The sequence below is a fragment of the Caballeronia sp. LZ034LL genome (assembly GCF_031451215.1).
Lineage (GTDB): Bacteria > Pseudomonadota > Gammaproteobacteria > Burkholderiales > Burkholderiaceae > Caballeronia.
In genome coordinates this window covers 1,865,006-1,884,097 of the sequence record NZ_JARUXR010000001.1, presented here as the reverse complement: position 1 = coordinate 1,884,097, position 19,092 = coordinate 1,865,006, and the positions used below count along the sequence as shown (strand labels likewise).

Sequence of the window (19,092 nt, the reverse complement as noted above, 5' to 3'; positions counted from 1 at the left end):
AGCCGCCTTTGAAACAGAGTGCCTGTGTCAGTCCGCTGATACAGGCACTTTGTTTTTGTACGGTCTGGCCGTGAAGTGGTGTTCGATCGCTTAACCGCGCGCGACACATCCAGGCGGATGATTTCGGCAGTACACATGCTTTACCCGGATGCTCCATCCGGTTCGACACCCGGTCCGGCCTCGCGGCAGAGCTTTGTGTCATTCCAGCGCGGCACGCCGCGCGATCGAAGCGCGACGTACCGCGCTGGAATGGCATAACACACCTCTTACGCGCGGCTTGGGATCGTCCCGCCAGCGTCAAGGGACGCTGGCGCAACGTATAAGGAGTGGAAATGTTCAATAAGATCGTCAAGGAATTCAAGTGGGGCCAGCATAACGTCCGTCTCGAAACGGGCGAGATCGCCCGTCAGGCGAGCGGCGCCGTGATCGTCGACGTGGAAGACACCGTGGTGCTGGCCACCGTCGTCGGCGCGAAGAGCGCCAAGCCGGGTCAGGACTTCTTCCCGCTGACCGTCGATTACCTCGAGAAGACCTACGCCGCCGGCAAGATCCCGGGCGGCTTCTTCCGCCGCGAAGGCCGTCCGTCGGAAGGCGAAACGCTGATTTCGCGCCTGATCGACCGCCCGCTGCGCCCGCTGTTCCCGGAAGGCTTCTATAACGAAGTGCAGGTCGTGATCCACGTCCTGTCGCTGAACCCGGAAATCCCCGCCGACATCCCCGCGCTGATCGGCGCCTCCGCCGCGCTCGCCGTGTCGGGCCTGCCGTTCAACGGTCCGGTCGGCGCCGCGCGCGTCGCCTACATCAACAACGAGTACGTGCTGAACCCGACGCGCCCGCAGATGAAGGAATCGGCGCTGGACCTGGTGGTCGCGGGCACGGAACGCGCGGTGCTGATGGTCGAATCCGAAGCCCAGCAGCTGTCCGAAGAAGTCATGCTCGGCGCGGTCGTGTTCGGCCACGAGCAGATGCAGACGGCCATCGACGCCATTCACGAACTCGTGCGCGAAGGCGGCAAGCCGGAGTGGGACTGGGCGCCCGCGCCGAAGAACGAAGCGCTGATCGCGCGCGTCACCGAAATCGCCAAGCCGGAACTCGAAGCCGCTTATCAACTGCGCGACAAGTCGGCGCGCTCGGCCAAGCTGAAGGAAGTGTACGCAGCGGCCTCGGCGAAGCTGGAACAGGATGCCGCTGCAAGCGGCACCGTGGCGGCCGACAAGGCCACCGTCGGCAACGTCCTGTTCGACATCGAAGCGAAGATCGTCCGCACGCAGATCCTGAACGGCGAGCCGCGCATCGACGGCCGCGACACGCGCACCGTCCGTCCGATCGAAATCCGCACGGGCGTCCTGCCGCGCACGCACGGCTCGGCGCTGTTCACGCGCGGCGAGACGCAGGCGCTGGTCGTCGCGACGCTGGGCACGAAGGGCGACGAGCAGAACATCGACGCGCTCGAAGGCGAATACCGCGAGCGCTTCATGCTCCACTACAACATGCCGCCGTTCGCGACGGGCGAAACGGGCCGCGTCGGCTCGCCGAAGCGCCGTGAAATCGGCCATGGCCGTCTGGCCAAGCGCGCGCTGGTCGCGTGCCTGCCGGGTCCGGACGAGTTCGGCTACTCCATTCGCGTGGTGTCGGAAATCACGGAATCGAACGGTTCGTCGTCGATGGCTTCGGTGTGCGGCGGCTGCCTCGCGCTGATGGACGCCGGCGTGCCGATGAAGGCGCACGTCGCGGGCATCGCGATGGGCCTGATCCTCGAGGACAACAAGTTCGCCGTGCTGACCGACATCCTCGGCGACGAAGATCACCTCGGCGACATGGACTTCAAGGTGGCCGGCACGGCGCAAGGCGTGACCGCGCTGCAGATGGACATCAAGATCCAGGGCATCACGAAGGAAATCATGCAGGTCGCGCTCGCGCAGGCGAAGGAAGGCCGCATGCACATCCTCGGCAAGATGACCGCGGCGGTGCCGAGCACGAACACGGAACTGTCGGACTACGCGCCGCGCATGATCACCATCAAGATCAATCCGGAGAAGATCCGCGACGTGATCGGCAAGGGCGGTTCGGTGATCCGCGCGCTGACGGAAGAAACCGGCACGACCATCGACATCTCCGACGACGGCGTCGTGACCATCGCGAGCACGTCGAGCGAAGGCATGGCCGAGGCGAAGAAGCGCATCGAGAACATCACGGCCGAAGTGGAAGTGGGCCAGATCTACGAAGGCCCGGTGCTCAAGCTGCTCGACTTCGGCGCGATCGTGAACATCCTGCCGGGCAAGGACGGTCTGCTGCATATCTCGGAGATCGTCAACGAGCGCGTGAAGGACATCAACGACTATCTGAAGGAAGGCCAAGTCGTGAAGGTCAAGGTCATCCAGACGGACGAGAAGGGCCGCGTGCGCCTGTCGGCGAAGGCTTTGCTGAACGAAGCCGCCCAGCCCGCGGAACCGACGCAGCCGCAGCAGTAATGCGGTAATGTGTTGACGGCCGGCCGCATGCGCGAGCCGGCCGTTTTCTTGTCTGACGCGTGTCCGTGGCATGAGAGCGGATGCGTCGTTGGACTGGATCACAGTGTGACGTGCGAGTCCGGGAGTATCGATTGCTTCAGCGCGCACAGTGTTATCCGGTTCGAATCATTCCGAGCGCGATCACGGGTTCCAGGGGAGAGGTCATGAAAGCCATCGAAATCACCGAGTTTGGCGCGCCCGAAGTCTTGAAGCTGGGCGAGCGCCCGCAGCCCGCGCCCGGCAAGAACGAAGTGCTCATCAAGGTGTCGGCGTCGGGCGTGAACCGTCCGGATGTCCTGCAGCGCAAGGGCGCGTATGCGCCGCCGCCAGGCGCGTCGGACCTGCCGGGGCTGGAAGTGGCGGGCGAGATCGTCGATGGCGACTTCGATCCGAAGCACAATCCGTTCGGTCTGAAGAAGGGCGATCGCGTCTGCGCGCTGCTCGCGGGCGGCGGTTATGCCGAATACGCGGTCGCGCCGCTCGAACAATGTCTGCCGGTGCCGGCGGGCCTGTCCGACATCGAGGCTGCATCGCTGCCGGAAACCTTCTTCACCGTGTGGAGCAACGTATTCGAGCGTGCGCATCTCGGCGCGGGCGAGAACGGCGAGGAAGAGACGCTGCTGGTGCAGGGCGGATCGAGCGGTATCGGCGTGACGGCCATCCAGATCGCGAAGGCGCTCGGGTTTCGCGTGTTCGCGACAGCCGGCACCGATGAAAAATGCCGCGCGTGCGAAGCGCTCGGCGCGGAGCGGGCGATCAACTACAAGACGGAAGATTTTGTCGAAGTGGTGAAGTCGCTGACCAACGACCGTGGCGTCGACGTGATTCTCGACATGGTGGCCGGCGACTATCTGCCGCGCGAACTCAAGGCGCTCGCCGACGGCGGCCGTGTCTGCGTGATCGCGCTGCTTGGCGGCGCGAAGGCCGAGATCAATCTGAACGATATCCTGCGGCGCCGGCTGGTCATCACGGGTTCGACGCTGCGGCCGCGTCCGGTCGCGTTCAAGGCGAAGCTCGCAGCGAAGCTGAAGGAGCGCGTCTGGCCGGAGATCGAGGCGGGGCGCATCAAGCCGGTCATCCATCAGGTGTTTCCGGCCGCTGAAGCTGCGGCCGCGCACACGCTGATGGAAAGCAGCACGCATGTCGGCAAGATCATGCTCGACTGGCGCGAGGCGTCGTGACGTTCCGCGACGTGCTGATGATGCAGGGCACTTTTGCCGGTTTGACCGGTTTCGTCGGATCACAGTAAAATCGCCTGTTTTGCAGGCAGTTTGCGATTCGTAAAGGTTTCATTCCAATAACAGGGCGGCTGTTCCGGTTCACCGGTCAAGCGTATCCGGCAAGCCGCCGCCGATCGACGAGACTTATGTCCAGACAACGAGCGAAACTGGTGGTAGGCAACTGGAAGATGCATGGTCGCATCGGTGAGAACGCGGCCCTGCTGACCGAAGTAGCTGCCGGAGCATCGGCTTTGCAGAAGGACGTGCGCGTGGGCGTGTGCGTACCGTGCCCTTATCTCGCGCAATCGCAGGCGCTGCTGGGCGGCTCCGTGGTGAAGTGGGGCGTGCAGGATGTGTCGGCGCATGCCGGCGGCGCCTATACCGGCGAAGTCGCGGCGGAAATGGCAGTGGACTTCGGCGTCACGTATGCAATCGTGGGTCATTCGGAGCGTCGCGCGTATCATCGCGAAAGCCCGGAACTCGTCGGCGCGAAAACGCAGCGCGCCATCGAGGCGGGCCTCGTGCCCATCGTCTGTGTCGGCGAAACGCTGGAAGAGCGCGAGTCGGGCGCGACGGAACAGGTCATCGGCACGCAGCTGGACGCCGTGCTGGCGCTGCTGAGCGAAGAGCAGGCGGCGGGCATCGTGGTGGCTTATGAGCCGGTCTGGGCCATCGGTACCGGCAAGACCGCGCAGCCGGAGCAGGCGCAGGCGGTTCATGCATTCCTGCGCCGCAAGCTGCAGGAGAAGGGCGCAGGAGTGGCCAACGCGTTGCTGCTGTACGGCGGCAGCGTCAAGCCGGACAATGCGCGGGAATTGTTTGCACAAGGCGACATCGACGGCGGCCTGATCGGCGGCGCATCGTTGAAGTCGAAGGATTTTCTGGCGATCTGCCAGGCTGCGCAAACCGCCTTGCAATAAGGTGTCGACAAGCAGGTGTCGGCAAGCGTGCAGGGCGGATCAGGGAAGTCAATTGCGACACGCAAGTGTCACTGAAACATCAGGAATCGGGTGAGTTGAAATGCTGTATTTGAAGACATTGATTATCGTCGTCCAATTGTTGTCGGCGCTGGGCGTTATCGGACTCGTATTGCTGCAGCACGGCAAGGGCGCCGACATGGGCGCGGCGTTCGGCAGCGGTTCGTCGGGCAGCCTGTTCGGCGCAACCGGATCAGCGAATTTTCTTTCGCGTACGACGGCCGTCCTCGCCGCCGTATTCTTCGTGACGACGCTGGCGCTGACCTATCTCGGCAGCTACAAGCCGCAGGCGTCCGCGGGTCTGCTGGGTGACGCGCCGATGGCTGCTTCGGCTGCGGTTCCGGCCTCGGGCGCTGCTTCCACGCCGGCTGCTTCGGGTGCTGCACCTGCCGCCGCTTCGTCCGCACCAGGCAACGACGTACCGAAATAATCGGCTCGAACGCCAAAACAAATTTCTCGCGAAATCTGCATTTTGTGCGTTGAACAATTCCGAAGGGCCAGTTATAATTCAAGTCTTGAAGCGATTCGCGGCAATTAAGAAGTAGTTTTCCCGGATTGCAGTACAGTGCCGACGTGGTGAAATTGGTAGACACGCTATCTTGAGGGGGTAGTGGCGAAAGCTGTGCGAGTTCGAGTCTCGCCGTCGGCACCAAAGTTATCCAATGCCAGCCGCATGCATCGCTTCGGCTGGCATTGTCACTTCTGGAGTACCCTTACGGTTCTGAGGCGGTGGTGCTCGCCATGAGGCGACTGTCACAGTGTGCTGATATCGTGAGCGGTCCCAAGTGAATCCCCTGTCGGGTGGTTTGTCCCGGCTGAGGCGCTCAATCAATAACAGACCATCTCTACCGAACAGAGGATAGCCTTGAACCTCGCACCCTATTACCCCGTCTTCTTGTTTCTTCTGGTGGGCCTTGGTTTAGGTATAGCGTTGGTCAGCATTGGCAAGATCCTCGGTCCCAACAAGCCCGACACCGAAAAAAACGCGCCTTACGAGTGCGGCTTCGAAGCGTTCGAAGACGCGCGGATGAAGTTCGATGTGCGTTACTATCTCGTCGCAATTCTTTTCATCATTTTCGACCTTGAGACTGCGTTCCTGTTTCCGTGGGGTGTGTCCCTGCGCGAGATCGGCTGGCCGGGCTTCATCGCGATGATGATTTTCCTGCTCGAATTTTTGCTCGGCTTCGCCTACATCTGGAGAAAGGGCGGGCTCGACTGGGAATGACGGTTAGATCACCGGATTCATGGGCGGCTTTGGCTGGCAGCTCATCTGGAGTGGACAAGAAATGAGTATCGAAGGGGTCTTGAAGGAAGGCTTTGTCACCACCACGGCTGACAAGCTGATCAACTGGACGCGCACCGGCTCGCTGTGGCCGATGACGTTCGGCCTCGCCTGCTGCGCGGTCGAGATGATGCACGCGGGCGCGGCCCGCTATGACCTGGACCGCTTCGGCGTCGTGTTCCGCCCGAGTCCGCGTCAGTCCGACGTCATGATCGTTGCCGGCACGCTGTGCAACAAGATGGCGCCCGCGCTGCGCAAGGTGTACGACCAGATGGCCGAGCCGCGCTGGGTCATCTCCATGGGCTCGTGCGCGAACGGCGGCGGCTACTACCACTATTCGTATTCCGTCGTGCGCGGTTGCGACCGGATCGTGCCGGTGGATGTCTACGTCCCCGGCTGTCCTCCGACCGCCGAAGCGCTGGTCTACGGCGTGATCCAGTTGCAGGCGAAGATTCGCCGCACCAACACCATCGCCCGTAGTTAAGGGCCTGAGTCTCCCCAACTATGGCAAGCAAACTCGAGACCCTCAAAGCGAACCTCGAGACGGCGTTTGGCGGCCGTCTCCAGAGCATTACGGAGTCGCTCGGGCAAGTGACGATCGTCGTCAAGGCGTCGAACTACCTGGAAGTCTGCAAGCAGCTGCGCGATGATCCGTCGCTGCGCTTCGAGCAGCTCATGGACCTCTCCGGCGTGGACTATTCCACCTACGGCGACGGCGCCTACGACGGCCCGCGCTTCGCCGCCGTCAGCCATCTGCTTTCCGTGTCGAACAACTGGCGCGTGCGTGTGCGCGTGTTCGCCCCGGACGACGAAGTGCCCATCGTGCCTTCGGTGGTCGACATCTGGACCTCGTCGAACTGGTACGAGCGCGAAGCGTTCGACCTCTACGGCATCGTGTTCGAAGGCCACCCCGACCTGCGCCGTATCCTGACGGACTATGGCTTCATCGGCCATCCGTTCCGCAAGGACTTCCCGGTGTCCGGCTACGTGGAAATGCGCTACGACCCGGAAGAGAAGCGCGTGGTGTATCAGCCTGTGACGATCGAACCGCGCGAAATCACGCCGCGCGTGATTCGCGAAGATCGCTATGGCGGTCTGAAACATTAAGAGAGCGCCATGGCAGAGATCAAGAACTACACGCTGAATTTCGGCCCGCAGCACCCGGCAGCGCACGGCGTGCTGCGCCTCGTGCTCGAACTCGACGGCGAAGTGATCCAGCGCGCCGACCCGCACATCGGTCTGCTGCATCGCGCGACCGAGAAGCTCGCCGAAACCAAGACCTTCATCCAGTCCGTGCCGTACATGGACCGTCTCGACTACGTGTCGATGATGGTCAACGAGCACGGCTATGTGATGGCGATCGAGAAGCTGCTGGGCATCGACGTCCCGGTGCGCGCCAAGTACATCCGCGTGCTGTTCGACGAAATCACGCGCGTGCTGAACCACCTGATGTGGATCGGCTCGCACGCGCTCGACGTCGGCGCGATGGCGGTGTTCCTGTACGCGTTCCGCGAGCGCGAAGACCTGATGGACGTCTACGAGGCGGTGTCCGGCGCGCGCATGCACGCGGCGTACTATCGCCCGGGCGGTGTCTATCGCGACCTGCCGGATGCGATGCCGCAATACAAGGCATCGAAGATCCGCAACGCGAAGGCGCTCGACAGGATGAACGAGAACCGCCAGGGCTCGTTGCTTGACTTCATCGAAGACTTCTTCAACCGTTTCCCGGGTTGCGTCGACGAGTACGAAACGCTCCTCACCGACAACCGCATCTGGAAGCAGCGTCTCGTGGGCATCGGCGTGGTGAGCCCGGAGCGCGCGTTGCAGATGGGCCTGTCCGGCGCGATGCTGCGCGGCTCGGGCATCGAGTGGGATCTGCGCAAGAAGCAGCCGTACGAAGTGTATGACCAGCTGGACTTCGACATTCCCGTCGGCGTGAACGGCGATTGCTACGACCGTTATCTGGTGCGCGTGGAAGAAATGCGCCAGTCGGTCCGCATCGCCAAACAGTGCATTGCGTGGCTGCGCAAGAATCCCGGCCCTGTGATGGTCGATAATCACAAGGTTGCGCCGCCGTCGCGCGTCGGCATGAAGAGCAACATGGAAGAGCTGATTCACCACTTCAAGCTCTTCACCGAAGGTTTCCACGTGCCGGAAGGCGAGACGTACGCGGCCGTGGAGCATCCGAAGGGCGAGTTCGGCATCTATCTGATCTCGGACGGCGCCAACAAGCCGTATCGTCTCAAGATTCGCGCGCCGGGCTATGCGCATCTCGCATCGCTCGACGAAATGGCGCGCGGCCATATGATCGCCGACGCCGTGACGATCATCGGTACGCAGGACATCGTGTTCGGCGAGATCGATCGCTGATCTCCCTTGCCGCGTGAGCGGCGCGCTCGTCGAGCCGCCGCGCATGAAAACGCGAGTGCAATAACAGGAATCCGCGGGAACGCCAGGTCTGCCGCAACGTGAAGGGCGCGGCGGGTTTTCGTTCGGTAGGAATTGAAAGAGTCGTGTCTGAAAATGATCTCAGCTGAAGGCCTGAAAGAAATCGATCGCGCAGTCGCGAAATATCCCGCCGAGCAAAAGCAGTCGGCGGTGATGGCAGCGCTCGCGGTCGCCCAGGAAGAGCATGGTTGGCTCTCGCCCGAACTCATGCAGTTCGTGGCGGACTACCTGAGCATGCCGCCTGTCGCCGTGCAGGAAGTCGCGACGTTCTACACGATGTACGAGCTCAGGCCGGTCGGCAAGCACAAGGTCACGCTCTGCACGATTCTGCCGTGCCCGCGCGGGCCGGCCGGCGGTTCCGACAGCGCGGCCGAGTATCTGAAGCAGAAGCTGGGAATCGATTTCGGCGAAACCACGGCCGACGGCAAGTTCACGCTGAAGGAAGGCGAGTGCTTCGGCGCGTGCGGCGACGCACCGGTGATGCTCGTGAACAACCATCGCATGTGCAGCTTCATGAGCCGCGAGAAGATCGACCAGTTGCTCGAGGAACTTTCGAAATGACGTCACTCCACGATCGGCACATCAAGCCGCTGATCCTCGCCGGCCTCAATGGCGAGAACTGGCATCTCGAAGACTACGTCGCGCGCGGCGGCTACAAGCAGCTGCGCCGCATCCTGGAAGAGAAGATTCCGCCGGAGCAGGTGATCGCCGACGTCAAGGCGTCGGGTCTGCGCGGCCGCGGCGGCGCGGGCTTTCCGACCGGCCTGAAGTGGAGCTTCATGCCGCGTCAGTTCCCGGGGCAGAAGTATCTCGTCTGCAACTCGGACGAAGGCGAGCCGGGCACGTTCAAGGACCGCGACATCCTGCGCTGGAACCCGCATTCGCTGATCGAAGGCATGGCCATCGGCGCGTACGCAATGGGCATCACGGTCGGCTACAACTACATTCACGGCGAGATCTTCGAGGTCTACCGCGTGTTCGAGGCCGCGCTGGAAGAAGCGCGCCAGGCCGGTTATCTCGGCGCGAACATCCTGGGCTCGGGCTTCTCGTTCGAACTGTATGCGCACCATGGCTATGGCGCGTACATCTGCGGCGAAGAAACCGCGCTGCTCGAATCGCTGGAAGGCAAGAAGGGCCAGCCGCGCTTCAAGCCGCCGTTCCCGGCGAGCTTCGGCGTGTATGGCAAGCCGACCACGATCAACAACACCGAGACCTTTGCGGCCGTGCCGTTCCTGCTGGAAATCGGCCCGCAGAATTACCTCGAGCTCGGCAAGCCGAACAACGGCGGCACGAAGATCTTCTCCGTCTCGGGCGACGTGAATCGTCCGGGCAACTACGAGATTCCGCTCGGCACGCCGTTCTCAAAGCTGATGGAACTGGCCGGCGGCGTGCGCGGCGAGAAGATCAAGGCGGTGATTCCGGGCGGATCGTCGGCGCCGGTGGTGCCGGGCGACATGATGCTCGCCACCGACATGGACTACGATTCCATCGCCAAGGCCGGCTCCATGCTGGGTTCGGGCGCGGTGATCGTGATGAACGAAACGCGCTGCATGGTGCGCTCGCTGCTGCGCCTGTCGTACTTCTACTATGAAGAGTCGTGCGGGCAGTGCACGCCGTGCCGCGAAGGCACCGGCTGGCTGTATCGCGTGGTGCATCGGATCGAGCACGGGCTGGGCCGCAAGGAAGATCTGGATCTGCTGAACTCGGTCGCCGAGAACATCATGGGCCGCACCATCTGCGCGCTGGGCGACGCAGCGGCGATGCCCGTGCGCGGCATGCTCAAGCACTTCTGGGACGAATTCGAATACCACGTCGAGCACAAGCACTGTGTTGTCGGCGGACATGCGCACGCGCCGTCCGAAGCGCTGACCGCGTAATCAGGCGCGCAGTCAGATGCGCGAGACAAGAGGTTGAGGACCATTCCCCATCATGGTTGAACTAGAAATTGACGGCAAGACGGTCGAGGTGCCCGAAGGCAGCATGGTGATCCAGGCTGCGCACAAGGTCGACACGTACATTCCTCACTTCTGCTATCACAAGAAGCTTTCGATCGCGGCGAACTGCCGGATGTGCCTGGTCGAGATCGAAAAGATGCCGAAGGCCGTTCCGGCCTGCGCGACGCCCGTGTCGAACGGCATGGTCGTGCGCACGACCTCCGACAAGGCCGTGAAGGCCCAGCAGTCGGTGATGGAATTCCTGCTGATCAACCACCCGCTCGACTGCCCGATCTGCGATCAGGGCGGCGAATGCCAGCTGCAGGATCTGGCCGTCGGTTACGGCAAGTCGCAGTCGCGCTACAGCGAAGAAAAGCGCGTGGTGTTCCACAAGAACGTCGGTCCGCTCATCTCGATGGAAGAGATGTCGCGCTGCATCCACTGCACGCGCTGCGTGCGCTTCGGCCAGGAAGTGGCCGGCGTGATGGAGCTCGGCATGCTGGGCCGCGGCGAGCATTCGGAAATCACGTCCTTCGTCGGCAAGACGGTGGACTCGGAACTGTCGGGCAACATGATCGACCTGTGCCCGGTCGGCGCGCTCACGAGCAAGCCGTTCCGCTACAGCGCCCGTACTTGGGAACTGTCGCGCCGCAAGTCGGTGAGCCCGCATGATTCCGTCGGCGCGAACCTGGTGGTGCAGGTGAAGAACAACCGCGTGATGCGCGTTCTGCCGATGGAAAACGAAGCCATCAACGAATGCTGGATCTCGGACAAGGACCGCTTCTCGTACGAAGGCCTGAACAGCGAAGAACGTCTCACCACGCCGATGCTCAAGCAAGGCGGCAACTGGATCGAAACCGACTGGCAGACCGCGCTCGAATACGTGGCGAAGGGCCTGAAGGGCATCCAGGCGGATCATGGCGCGAACGCCATCGCTGCGCTGGCCACGCCGCACAGCACGGTCGAGGAACTGCACCTGCTGAAGGCGCTGGCTGAAGGCGTCGGTACGCCGAACGTGGACTTCCGTCTGCGCCAGCATGATTTCTCGGCGCCGGTCGGCGTCGGCGCACCGTGGCTCGGCACGAAGATCGCCGATCTGTCGTTGATCGACACGGCATTCGTGATCGGCTCGTTCCTGCGCCGCGATCATCCGCTGTTCGCCGCGCGCCTGCGTCAGGCCGCGAAGAGCGGCGCGAAGATCACCTTCCTCAACGCCAGCAACGACGACTCGCTGATCCCGACCGCGCATCGCCTGGTCGCGGCGCCGTCGGCGTGGCTCGATCAACTCGCGGGCATCGCGGCAGCCGTGGCGGAAGCGCGCGGCGTCGCGCTGCCGGACGCGTTCGCGGGCCGCGAAGTATCGGCGGCGGCGAAGGACGTGGCGGCTTCCCTGTCGGCGGGCGAACAGCGCGTCGTGCTGCTCGGCAACGTTGCGGTCCAGCATCCGGACTTCGCACAGATCCAGGCAGCTGCGCAGTGGATCGCCGACAACACCGGCGCCACGCTCGGCTTCCTCACGGAAGGCGCGAACTCGGTCGGCGCGTATCTCGTCGATGCCGTGCCGGGCGAGGGCGGTCTCAACGCCCGCGAAGTGTTCGAACAGCCGCGCAAGGGCTACGTGCTGCTGCACGCCGAGCCGGAATTCGATACGGCCAATCCGGCGCAGGCCATCGCCGCGCTGAAGGCTGCGGAAATGGTTGTCGTGATGTCGCCGTTCAAGCACGGCATGGACTACGCGGACGTGCTGCTGCCGGTCGCGCCGCACACGGAAACATCGGGCACCTTCGTCAACGCGGAAGGCACGGCCCAGTCGTTCAACGGCGTCGTGCGCGCGCTGGGCGACACGCGTCCGGGCTGGAAGGTCCTGCGCGTGCTGGGCACGATCCTGGGCCTGTCGGGCTTCGAATTCGATACGGCGGAAGAAGTGCGCGTCGCGGCGCTCGGTACGGGCGACCTCACCGCGCGTCTGTCGAACAAGACCTCGGTGGCGGCGACGCGTGCGGCATCGAACGTCGCGCTGAACGGCAGCGGCCTGCAGCGTCTCGCCGATGTGCCGATCTATCACGCCGACGCACTCGTGCGCCGCGCCCCGTCGCTGCATCTGACGGCGGCTGCGCGTGACGCGAACGTCGCGGGCCTGCCGACCGCGCTGTTCGACAAGCTCGGCCTCAAGGACGGCGAAGCGGTGCGCATCAAGCAGGGCAACCTGTCGGTGACGCTGCCGGCGGTCCGCGATGCGAACCTGGCGGAATCGGTGGTCCGCGTGTCCGCGGGCACGACGGCTGGCGCCGCGCTCGGCGGCCTGTTCGGTGAACTGGTAGTGGAGAAGGCGTAAATGGGCTTGTTCGATACGATCAACGCAGGCGGCACGCAGCTTCTCGGCGTCGCATGGCCGACGGTGTGGGCGGTGGTCCGCATCCTGGTGGTTTCGGTGGTCATCCTGCTGTGCGTGGCGTACCTGATTCTCTGGGAACGCAAGCTCATCGGCTGGATGCACGTACGTCTTGGCCCGAACCGTGTCGGTCCCGCCGGTCTGCTGCAGCCGATCGCGGACGTGCTGAAGCTTCTGCTGAAGGAAGTGATTCAGCCGACCGCCGCCAGCAAGTGGATCTACATGATCGCGCCGATCATGACCGTGGTGCCCGCGTTCGCGGTGTGGGCGGTGATCCCGTTCCAGGCGAAGGCGGTGCTGGGCGACATCAACGCGGGTCTGCTGTACGTGATGGCGATCTCGTCGATCGGCGTGTACGGCGTGATCCTGGCGGGCTGGGCGTCGAACTCGAAGTACGCGTTCCTCGGCGCGATGCGCGCGGCGGCGCAGATGGTGTCCTACGAAATCTCGATGGGCTTCGCGCTGGTCGTGGTGCTGATGGTGGCCGGCACGCTGAACATGTCGGACATCGTGCACTCGCAGCAGCGCGGCATGTTCGCGGGCTGGGGCGTCAACTTCCTGTCGTGGAACTGGCTGCCGCTCCTGCCGATGTTCGTCGTGTACTTCATCTCGGGCATTGCCGAAACGAACCGTCACCCGTTCGACGTGGTGGAAGGCGAATCGGAAATCGTCGCGGGCCACATGATCGATTACTCCGGCATGGCGTTCGCGCTGTTCTTCCTGGCCGAGTACATCAACATGATCGTGATCTCGGCCATCGCGACGACGCTGTTCCTCGGCGGCTGGGATGCGCCGTTCGGCTTCCTGTCGTTCATTCCGGGCGTATTCTGGTTCGCCTTCAAGGTTTTCCTGCTGCTGTCGGTGTTCATCTGGGCGCGCGCGACGTTTCCGCGTTACCGCTACGACCAGATCATGCGTCTGGGCTGGAAGGTGTTCCTGCCGGTGTCGGTGATCTGGGTGGTCGTGGTCGGTTTCTGGATCATGTCGCCGCTCAACATCTGGAAGTAGTCGGACGAAGCCAGCAAAAGAGCGCAGGACAAGAGCGGACGAAATCATCATGAACGCAATTCAGAACTTCTTCAAAACCTTCTTCCTGACCGAGCTGCTGAAAGGTCTGGCGCTGACGGGTCGTTACACGTTCCAGCGCAAGATCACGGTGCAGTTCCCGGAAGAAAAGACCCCGATCTCGCCGCGTTTCCGCGGCCTGCACGCGCTGCGCCGTTATGAGAACGGCGAAGAGCGCTGCATCGCCTGCAAGCTGTGCGAAGCGGTCTGCCCGGCCATGGCGATCACGATCGAATCGGAAACGCGCGCGGACAACACACGCCGCACGACGCGCTACGACATCGACCTGACCAAGTGCATCTTCTGCGGTTTCTGCGAAGAGAGCTGCCCGGTCGATTCGATCGTCGAGACGCACATCCTCGAGTATCACGGCGAGAAGCGCGGCGACCTGTACTTCACGAAGGACATGCTGCTTGCGGTCGGCGACCGTTACGAGAACGAGATTGCCGCGTCGAAGGCGGCGGACGCGCCGTATCGCTGATCAATTTGTTGCAAACGCGCAGTTGCTCGCTTTGCTCGCAGTTGCTGCTCGGCACATGCGGCGTGCGCGCGGGGCGGACCGTCCCGGCGCCGACACACCATGCCTGATGATGGCCTAACGATGAACCGGTAATCATGGAATTCACAACCGTACTGTTCTATATCTTCGCGCTGCTGCTGGTCGTCTCCGCGCTGAAGGTGATCACCTCGCGCAACCCGGTGTCGTCCGCGCTGTTCCTCGTGCTCGCGTTCTTCAACGCGGCCGCGATCTGGATGCTGCTGCAGGCGGAATTCCTCGCGATCCTGCTGGTGCTCGTGTACGTGGGCGCGGTGATGGTGCTGTTCCTGTTCGTGGTCATGATGCTCGACATCAACATCGATGTCCTGCGCCGCGACTTCAAGCGCTTCGTGCCGCTCGCGAGCATCGTCGGCGCGATCATCGTGGTGGAAACCGCGCTGATCCTGTGGCACGGCTTCGGCGCGACCACCACGCCGCTGCGCGACGCATCGGCCGGCGCGGGCGTGTCGGGCGCCGCGGTGATGTCGAACACGCAGCTGATCGGCAAGGTCATCTACACCGACTACATCTTCGCCTTCGAAGTGGCGGGCCTCGTGCTGCTGGTCGCGATCATCGCGGCCATCTCGCTGACGATCCGCGACAAAAAGGACAAGAAGACGCAAACCGTCAGCCAGCAGGTCAAGGTGCGCGCGCAGGATCGCGTGCGTATCGTGAAGATGAAGTCCGAAACGGAGGCGCCCGATGCCGCCACGGAACCCGCGGTGACCGGCAACATCGGCGCGGGCACGGTCGACAACAAGGGCTGAGCGGAAGGAGATAACCAGAAAATGTTGAGTCTTGCCCATTACCTCGTGCTCGGTGCGATCCTGTTTGCGATCAGCATCGTCGGCATCTTCCTGAACCGCCGCAACGTCATCATCATCCTGATGGCGATCGAACTGATGCTGCTCGCGGTGAACACCAATTTCGTTGCGTTTTCGCACTATCTCGGCGACGTGCACGGCCAGATCTTCGTGTTCTTCGTGCTGACCGTCGCCGCCGCCGAAGCTGCAATCGGCCTGGCGATTCTCGTGACCCTGTTCCGTAGCCTCGACACGATCAACGTCGAGGACCTCGATCAGCTCAAAGGTTAATTTCAGGCAAGGCTGTTATGTCCACGACACTCAATGAAAACCTCCTGCTCGCGGTTCCGCTGGCGCCGCTTGCCGGCTCGCTGATCGCAGGGCTGTTCGGGAAAGCGGTGGGGCGCAAGGGCGCGCACAGCGTGACCATTCTCGGCGTCTTCATTTCCCTCGTTCTGTCGGTGCTCGTCTTCAACGACGTGATGCACGGCGCGAGCTTCAACGCCACCATCTACGAATGGATGAACGTCGGCCCGCTGAAGATGGAAGTCGGCTTTCTGGTCGATTCGCTGACGGCCATGATGATGGTCATCGTGACCTTCGTCTCGTTGATGGTGCACATCTATACGATCGGCTACATGGCGGACGAGGAAGTGGGCTACGAGCGCTTCTTCTCGTACATCTCGCTGTTCACGTTCTCGATGCTGATGCTCGTGATGAGCAACAACTTCCTGCAGCTGTTCTTCGGCTGGGAAGCGGTGGGCCTGGTGTCGTACCTGCTGATCGGCTTCTACTTCACGCGTGAGAGCGCCATCTACGCCAACATGAAGGCGTTCATCGTGAACCGCGTGGGCGACTTCGGCTTCCTGCTGGGCATCGGCCTGCTGCTCGCGTTCTCGGGTTCGCTCAACTACGGCGAGGTCTTCGCGCAGAGCGACAAGCTCGCCACCCTGGCTTTCCCGGGCACGCACTGGGGCCTGCTGACGGTCGCCTGCATCTGCCTGTTCATCGGCGCGATGGGCAAGTCCGCGCAGTTCCCGCTGCACGTGTGGCTGCCGGATTCGATGGAAGGCCCGACGCCGATCTCCGCGCTGATTCACGCGGCAACCATGGTGACGGCCGGCATCTTCATGGTGACGCGCATGTCGCCGCTGTTCGAGCATTCGGACGCCGCGCTGTCGTTCGTCACGGTCATCGGCGCGATCACCGCGCTGTTCATGGGCTTCCTCGGCGTCGTGCAGAACGACATCAAGCGCGTGGTCGCGTATTCCACCTTGTCGCAGCTGGGCTACATGACGGTCGCGCTGGGCGTCTCGGCTTATCCGGTCGCGGTGTTCCACCTCGGCACGCACGCGTTCTTCAAGGCGTTGCTGTTCCTCGGCGCGGGTTCGGTCATCATCGGCATGCACCACGACCAGGACATGCGCAACATGGGCGGCCTGGCCAAGTACATGCCGGTCACCTGGATCACGTCGCTGATCGGGTCGCTGGCGCTGATCGGCACGCCGTTCTTCTCGGGCTTCTACTCAAAGGATTCGATCATCGAAGCCGTGAAGTACTCGCATCTGGCGGGCTCGGGCTTCGCGTACTTCGCGGTGGTGGCCAGCGTGTTCGTCACGTCGCTGTACTCGTTCCGCATGTATTTCATGGTGTTCCATGGTCCGGAGCGCTTCCGCGGTCCGAAGCATCCCGACTCGCCGATGGGCCAGGCCGAAGCGCAGCATGCACATGACGCGCATGGTCATGACGCTCACGGCCACGACGACCACGGCCATGGCCACGGTCCGCACATTCCGCACGAAAGCCCGTGGGTCGTGACGCTGCCGCTCATCCTGCTGGCGATTCCGTCGATCATCATCGGCGCGATCATGATCGGCCCGATGATTTACGGCGACTTCTTCTCGCACGGCGTGGTGTTCGACAAGGTCATCTTCATCGGCGAGAACCATGAAGGCCTGAAGGAAATGGCCGAAGAGTTCCACGGCTGGGTCGCGATGGCGATTCACGGCATCGTGACGCCGGGCCCGGTGTGGCTCGCGGCGCTGGGCGTGATCGTCGCGTGGTTCTTCTACATGAAGCGCCCGGACCTGCCGGCCGTCGTTGCGCGCACGTTCCGTCCGATCTACGTGTTGCTCGAGAACAAGTACTACTGCGACAAGATCAACGAGGTCGTGTTCGCGAAGGGCGCGGTGGCATTGGGCCGCGGCCTGTGGAAAGAGGGCGATGTGGTCGTCATCGACGGCATCGTCAACGGCAGCGCGCGGTTCATGGGCTGGTTCGCCGGCGTGATCCGCTTCCTCCAATCCGGCTACATCTACCACTACGCGTTCGCCATGATTATCGGCATGTTGGGGCTCTTGACCCTGTTTGTGACGCTCGGCGGCAAATAAGGCGAGGGACTCCATGCACTCTTTTCCGATTCTCAGTGTCGCGATCTGGCTGCCGATCATCTTCGGTCTGCTGGTGCTCGCGGTAGGCAACGACCAGAACCCGGCGCCCGCGCGCTGGGTGGCGCTGATCGGCGCGGTGCTCGGGCTGATCGTCACGATCCCGCTCATCACCGGCTTCGACAATTCCACCGCCGCGCTTCAGTTCGTCGAACAGGCGAACTGGATCGAACGCTTCAACATCACGTATCACCTCGGTGTCGACGGCATCTCGATGTGGTTCGTCGTCTTGACGGCGCTCATCACGGTGATCGTCGTGATCGCCGGCTGGGAAGTGATCACCGAGCGCGTGTCGCAGTACATGGCCGCGTTCCTGATTCTCTCGGGCATCATGATCGGCGTGTTCTCCACGGCGGACGGCCTGCTGTTCTACGTGTTCTTCGAGGCCACGCTGATTCCGATGTACATCATCATCGGCGTGTGGGGCGGCCCGAACCGCGTCTACGCGGCGTTCAAGTTCTTCCTGTACACGCTGGCCGGTTCGCTGCTGATGCTGGTCGCGCTGCTGTACCTCTACACGAAGACCGGCACGTTCGACCTCGCCACGTGGCACGCGGTGAAGCTCGACATGACGCCACAGGTGCTGCTGTTCATCGCGTTCTTCCTGGCCTTTGCCGTGAAGGTGCCGATGTTCCCGGTCCACACCTGGCTGCCGGACGCCCACGTGGAAGCGCCGACGGGCGGCTCGGTCGTGCTGGCGGCGATCATGCTGAAGCTGGGCGCCTACGGTTTCCTGCGCTTCTCGCTGCCGATCGCGCCGGACGCCAGCCACTTCCTCGCGCCGGTGGTGATCACGCTGTCGCTGATCGCGGTGATCTACATCGGCCTGGTTGCGATGGTGCAGGCCGACATGAAGAAGCTGGTCGCGTATTCGTCGATCGCGCACATGGGCTTCGTCACGCTCGGGTTCTTCATGTTCGGTCCGTCGAGCCAGCTCGGCGTGGAAGGCGCGATCATCCAGATGATCTCGCACGGCTTCGTGTCGGGCGCGATGTTCCTGTCCATCGGCGTGCTGTATGACCGCGTGCATTCGCGCCAGATCGCGGATTACGGCGGCGTGGTCAACACGATGCCGAAGTTCGCCGCGTTCGTGATGCTGTTCGCGATGGCCAACTGCGGCCTGCCGGGCACCTCGGGTTTCGTCGGCGAGTTCATGGTGATTCTGGCGGCGGTGAAGTACAACTTCTGGATCGCCTTCCTGGCCACCTTCACGCTGATCCTGGGCGCGGCGTACACGCTGTGGATGTACAAGCGCGTGTACTTCGGCGCGGTCGCGAACGACCACGTCGCCAAGCTCAAGGACATCAACAAGCGCGAATTCCTGATGCTGACCGTGCTGGCGGTGTTCACGCTGTACATGGGCCTGCATCCGAAGCCCTTTACCGACGTGATGCACGCGTCGGTGGCAAACCTGCTCTCCCACGTCGCGCAGTCCAAGCTGCCGCTGGCCCAGTAACGGCGTGCGGAGGAACTAAA

17 protein-coding genes and 1 tRNA gene are annotated in these 19,092 nt (G+C 62.9%); all 18 read left to right on the top strand.

What is annotated here, in order from left to right:
• Nucleotides 1-332: 332 nt before the first annotated feature.
• The 18 genes from pnp to QCE83_RS08540 all read left to right on the top strand — a co-directional run bounded on the left by pnp (nt 333) and on the right by QCE83_RS08540 (nt 19,072).
• Nucleotides 333-2,471 (top strand): polyribonucleotide nucleotidyltransferase, encoded by a 2,139-nt coding sequence (pnp, locus tag QCE83_RS08625; protein WP_404984347.1) that lies wholly within the window; start codon nt 333-335, stop codon nt 2,469-2,471.
• A 203-nt stretch (nt 2,472-2,674) separates the two neighbouring features.
• Nucleotides 2,675-3,691: an NAD(P)H-quinone oxidoreductase gene (locus QCE83_RS08620; RefSeq protein WP_309808731.1), complete on the top strand. Its 1,017-nt coding sequence runs from the start codon at nt 2,675-2,677 to the stop codon at nt 3,689-3,691.
• 185 nt (nt 3,692-3,876) lie between these two features.
• Nucleotides 3,877-4,650, top strand: a complete 774-nt coding sequence (tpiA, locus tag QCE83_RS08615) for a triose-phosphate isomerase (protein ID WP_309808729.1) — start codon at nt 3,877-3,879, stop codon at nt 4,648-4,650.
• 100 nt (nt 4,651-4,750) lie between these two features.
• Nucleotides 4,751-5,137 (top strand): preprotein translocase subunit SecG, encoded by a 387-nt coding sequence (secG, locus tag QCE83_RS08610; protein WP_309808727.1) that lies wholly within the window; start codon nt 4,751-4,753, stop codon nt 5,135-5,137.
• 137 nt (nt 5,138-5,274) lie between these two features.
• A tRNA-Leu gene (locus QCE83_RS08605) sits at nt 5,275-5,359 on the top strand.
• A 213-nt stretch (nt 5,360-5,572) separates the two neighbouring features.
• Nucleotides 5,573-5,932, top strand: coding sequence for an NADH-quinone oxidoreductase subunit A (locus QCE83_RS08600; RefSeq protein ID WP_309808724.1), 360 nt, complete (start codon nt 5,573-5,575; stop codon nt 5,930-5,932).
• 61 nt (nt 5,933-5,993) lie between these two features.
• Nucleotides 5,994-6,473: an NADH-quinone oxidoreductase subunit B family protein gene (locus tag QCE83_RS08595; RefSeq protein WP_076786425.1), complete on the top strand. Its 480-nt coding sequence runs from the start codon at nt 5,994-5,996 to the stop codon at nt 6,471-6,473.
• 20 nt (nt 6,474-6,493) lie between these two features.
• The gene (locus QCE83_RS08590; protein WP_309808718.1) at nt 6,494-7,096 is read left to right on the top strand and encodes an NADH-quinone oxidoreductase subunit C; all 603 of its coding nucleotides are present in this window, start codon (nt 6,494-6,496) and stop codon (nt 7,094-7,096) included.
• A 9-nt stretch (nt 7,097-7,105) separates the two neighbouring features.
• Nucleotides 7,106-8,359, top strand: a complete 1,254-nt coding sequence (locus QCE83_RS08585) for an NADH-quinone oxidoreductase subunit D (RefSeq protein WP_309808716.1) — start codon at nt 7,106-7,108, stop codon at nt 8,357-8,359.
• 153 nt (nt 8,360-8,512) lie between these two features.
• The gene (gene nuoE, locus QCE83_RS08580; protein ID WP_309808715.1) at nt 8,513-8,998 is read left to right on the top strand and encodes an NADH-quinone oxidoreductase subunit NuoE; all 486 of its coding nucleotides are present in this window, start codon (nt 8,513-8,515) and stop codon (nt 8,996-8,998) included.
• Nucleotides 8,995-10,314, top strand: a complete 1,320-nt coding sequence (gene nuoF, locus QCE83_RS08575; RefSeq protein ID WP_309808713.1) for an NADH-quinone oxidoreductase subunit NuoF — start codon at nt 8,995-8,997, stop codon at nt 10,312-10,314. Before nuoE ends, nuoF begins: the two co-directional genes overlap by 4 nt.
• Before the next feature lie 52 nt (nt 10,315-10,366).
• Nucleotides 10,367-12,706, top strand: coding sequence for an NADH-quinone oxidoreductase subunit NuoG (gene nuoG / locus QCE83_RS08570; protein WP_309808711.1), 2,340 nt, complete (start codon nt 10,367-10,369; stop codon nt 12,704-12,706).
• Nucleotides 12,707-13,771, top strand: a complete 1,065-nt coding sequence (nuoH, locus tag QCE83_RS08565) for an NADH-quinone oxidoreductase subunit NuoH (RefSeq protein ID WP_309808709.1) — start codon at nt 12,707-12,709, stop codon at nt 13,769-13,771.
• A gap of 49 nt (nt 13,772-13,820) precedes the next feature.
• Complete coding sequence (gene nuoI, locus QCE83_RS08560) at nt 13,821-14,309, top strand: NADH-quinone oxidoreductase subunit NuoI (RefSeq protein ID WP_016345650.1); 489 nt, start codon at nt 13,821-13,823, stop codon at nt 14,307-14,309.
• 134 nt (nt 14,310-14,443) lie between these two features.
• Nucleotides 14,444-15,133 (top strand): NADH-quinone oxidoreductase subunit J, encoded by a 690-nt coding sequence (locus tag QCE83_RS08555; RefSeq protein ID WP_309808707.1) that lies wholly within the window; start codon nt 14,444-14,446, stop codon nt 15,131-15,133.
• 21 nt (nt 15,134-15,154) lie between these two features.
• Nucleotides 15,155-15,460, top strand: a complete 306-nt coding sequence (gene nuoK / locus QCE83_RS08550) for an NADH-quinone oxidoreductase subunit NuoK (protein ID WP_007588140.1) — start codon at nt 15,155-15,157, stop codon at nt 15,458-15,460.
• A 17-nt stretch (nt 15,461-15,477) separates the two neighbouring features.
• On the top strand, nt 15,478-17,559 hold the full coding sequence (gene nuoL, locus QCE83_RS08545) for an NADH-quinone oxidoreductase subunit L (protein WP_309808705.1): 2,082 nt from the start codon (nt 15,478-15,480) through the stop codon (nt 17,557-17,559).
• 13 nt (nt 17,560-17,572) lie between these two features.
• Nucleotides 17,573-19,072, top strand: a complete 1,500-nt coding sequence (locus QCE83_RS08540; protein ID WP_309808703.1) for an NADH-quinone oxidoreductase subunit M — start codon at nt 17,573-17,575, stop codon at nt 19,070-19,072.
• Nucleotides 19,073-19,092: the final 20 nt, after the last annotated feature.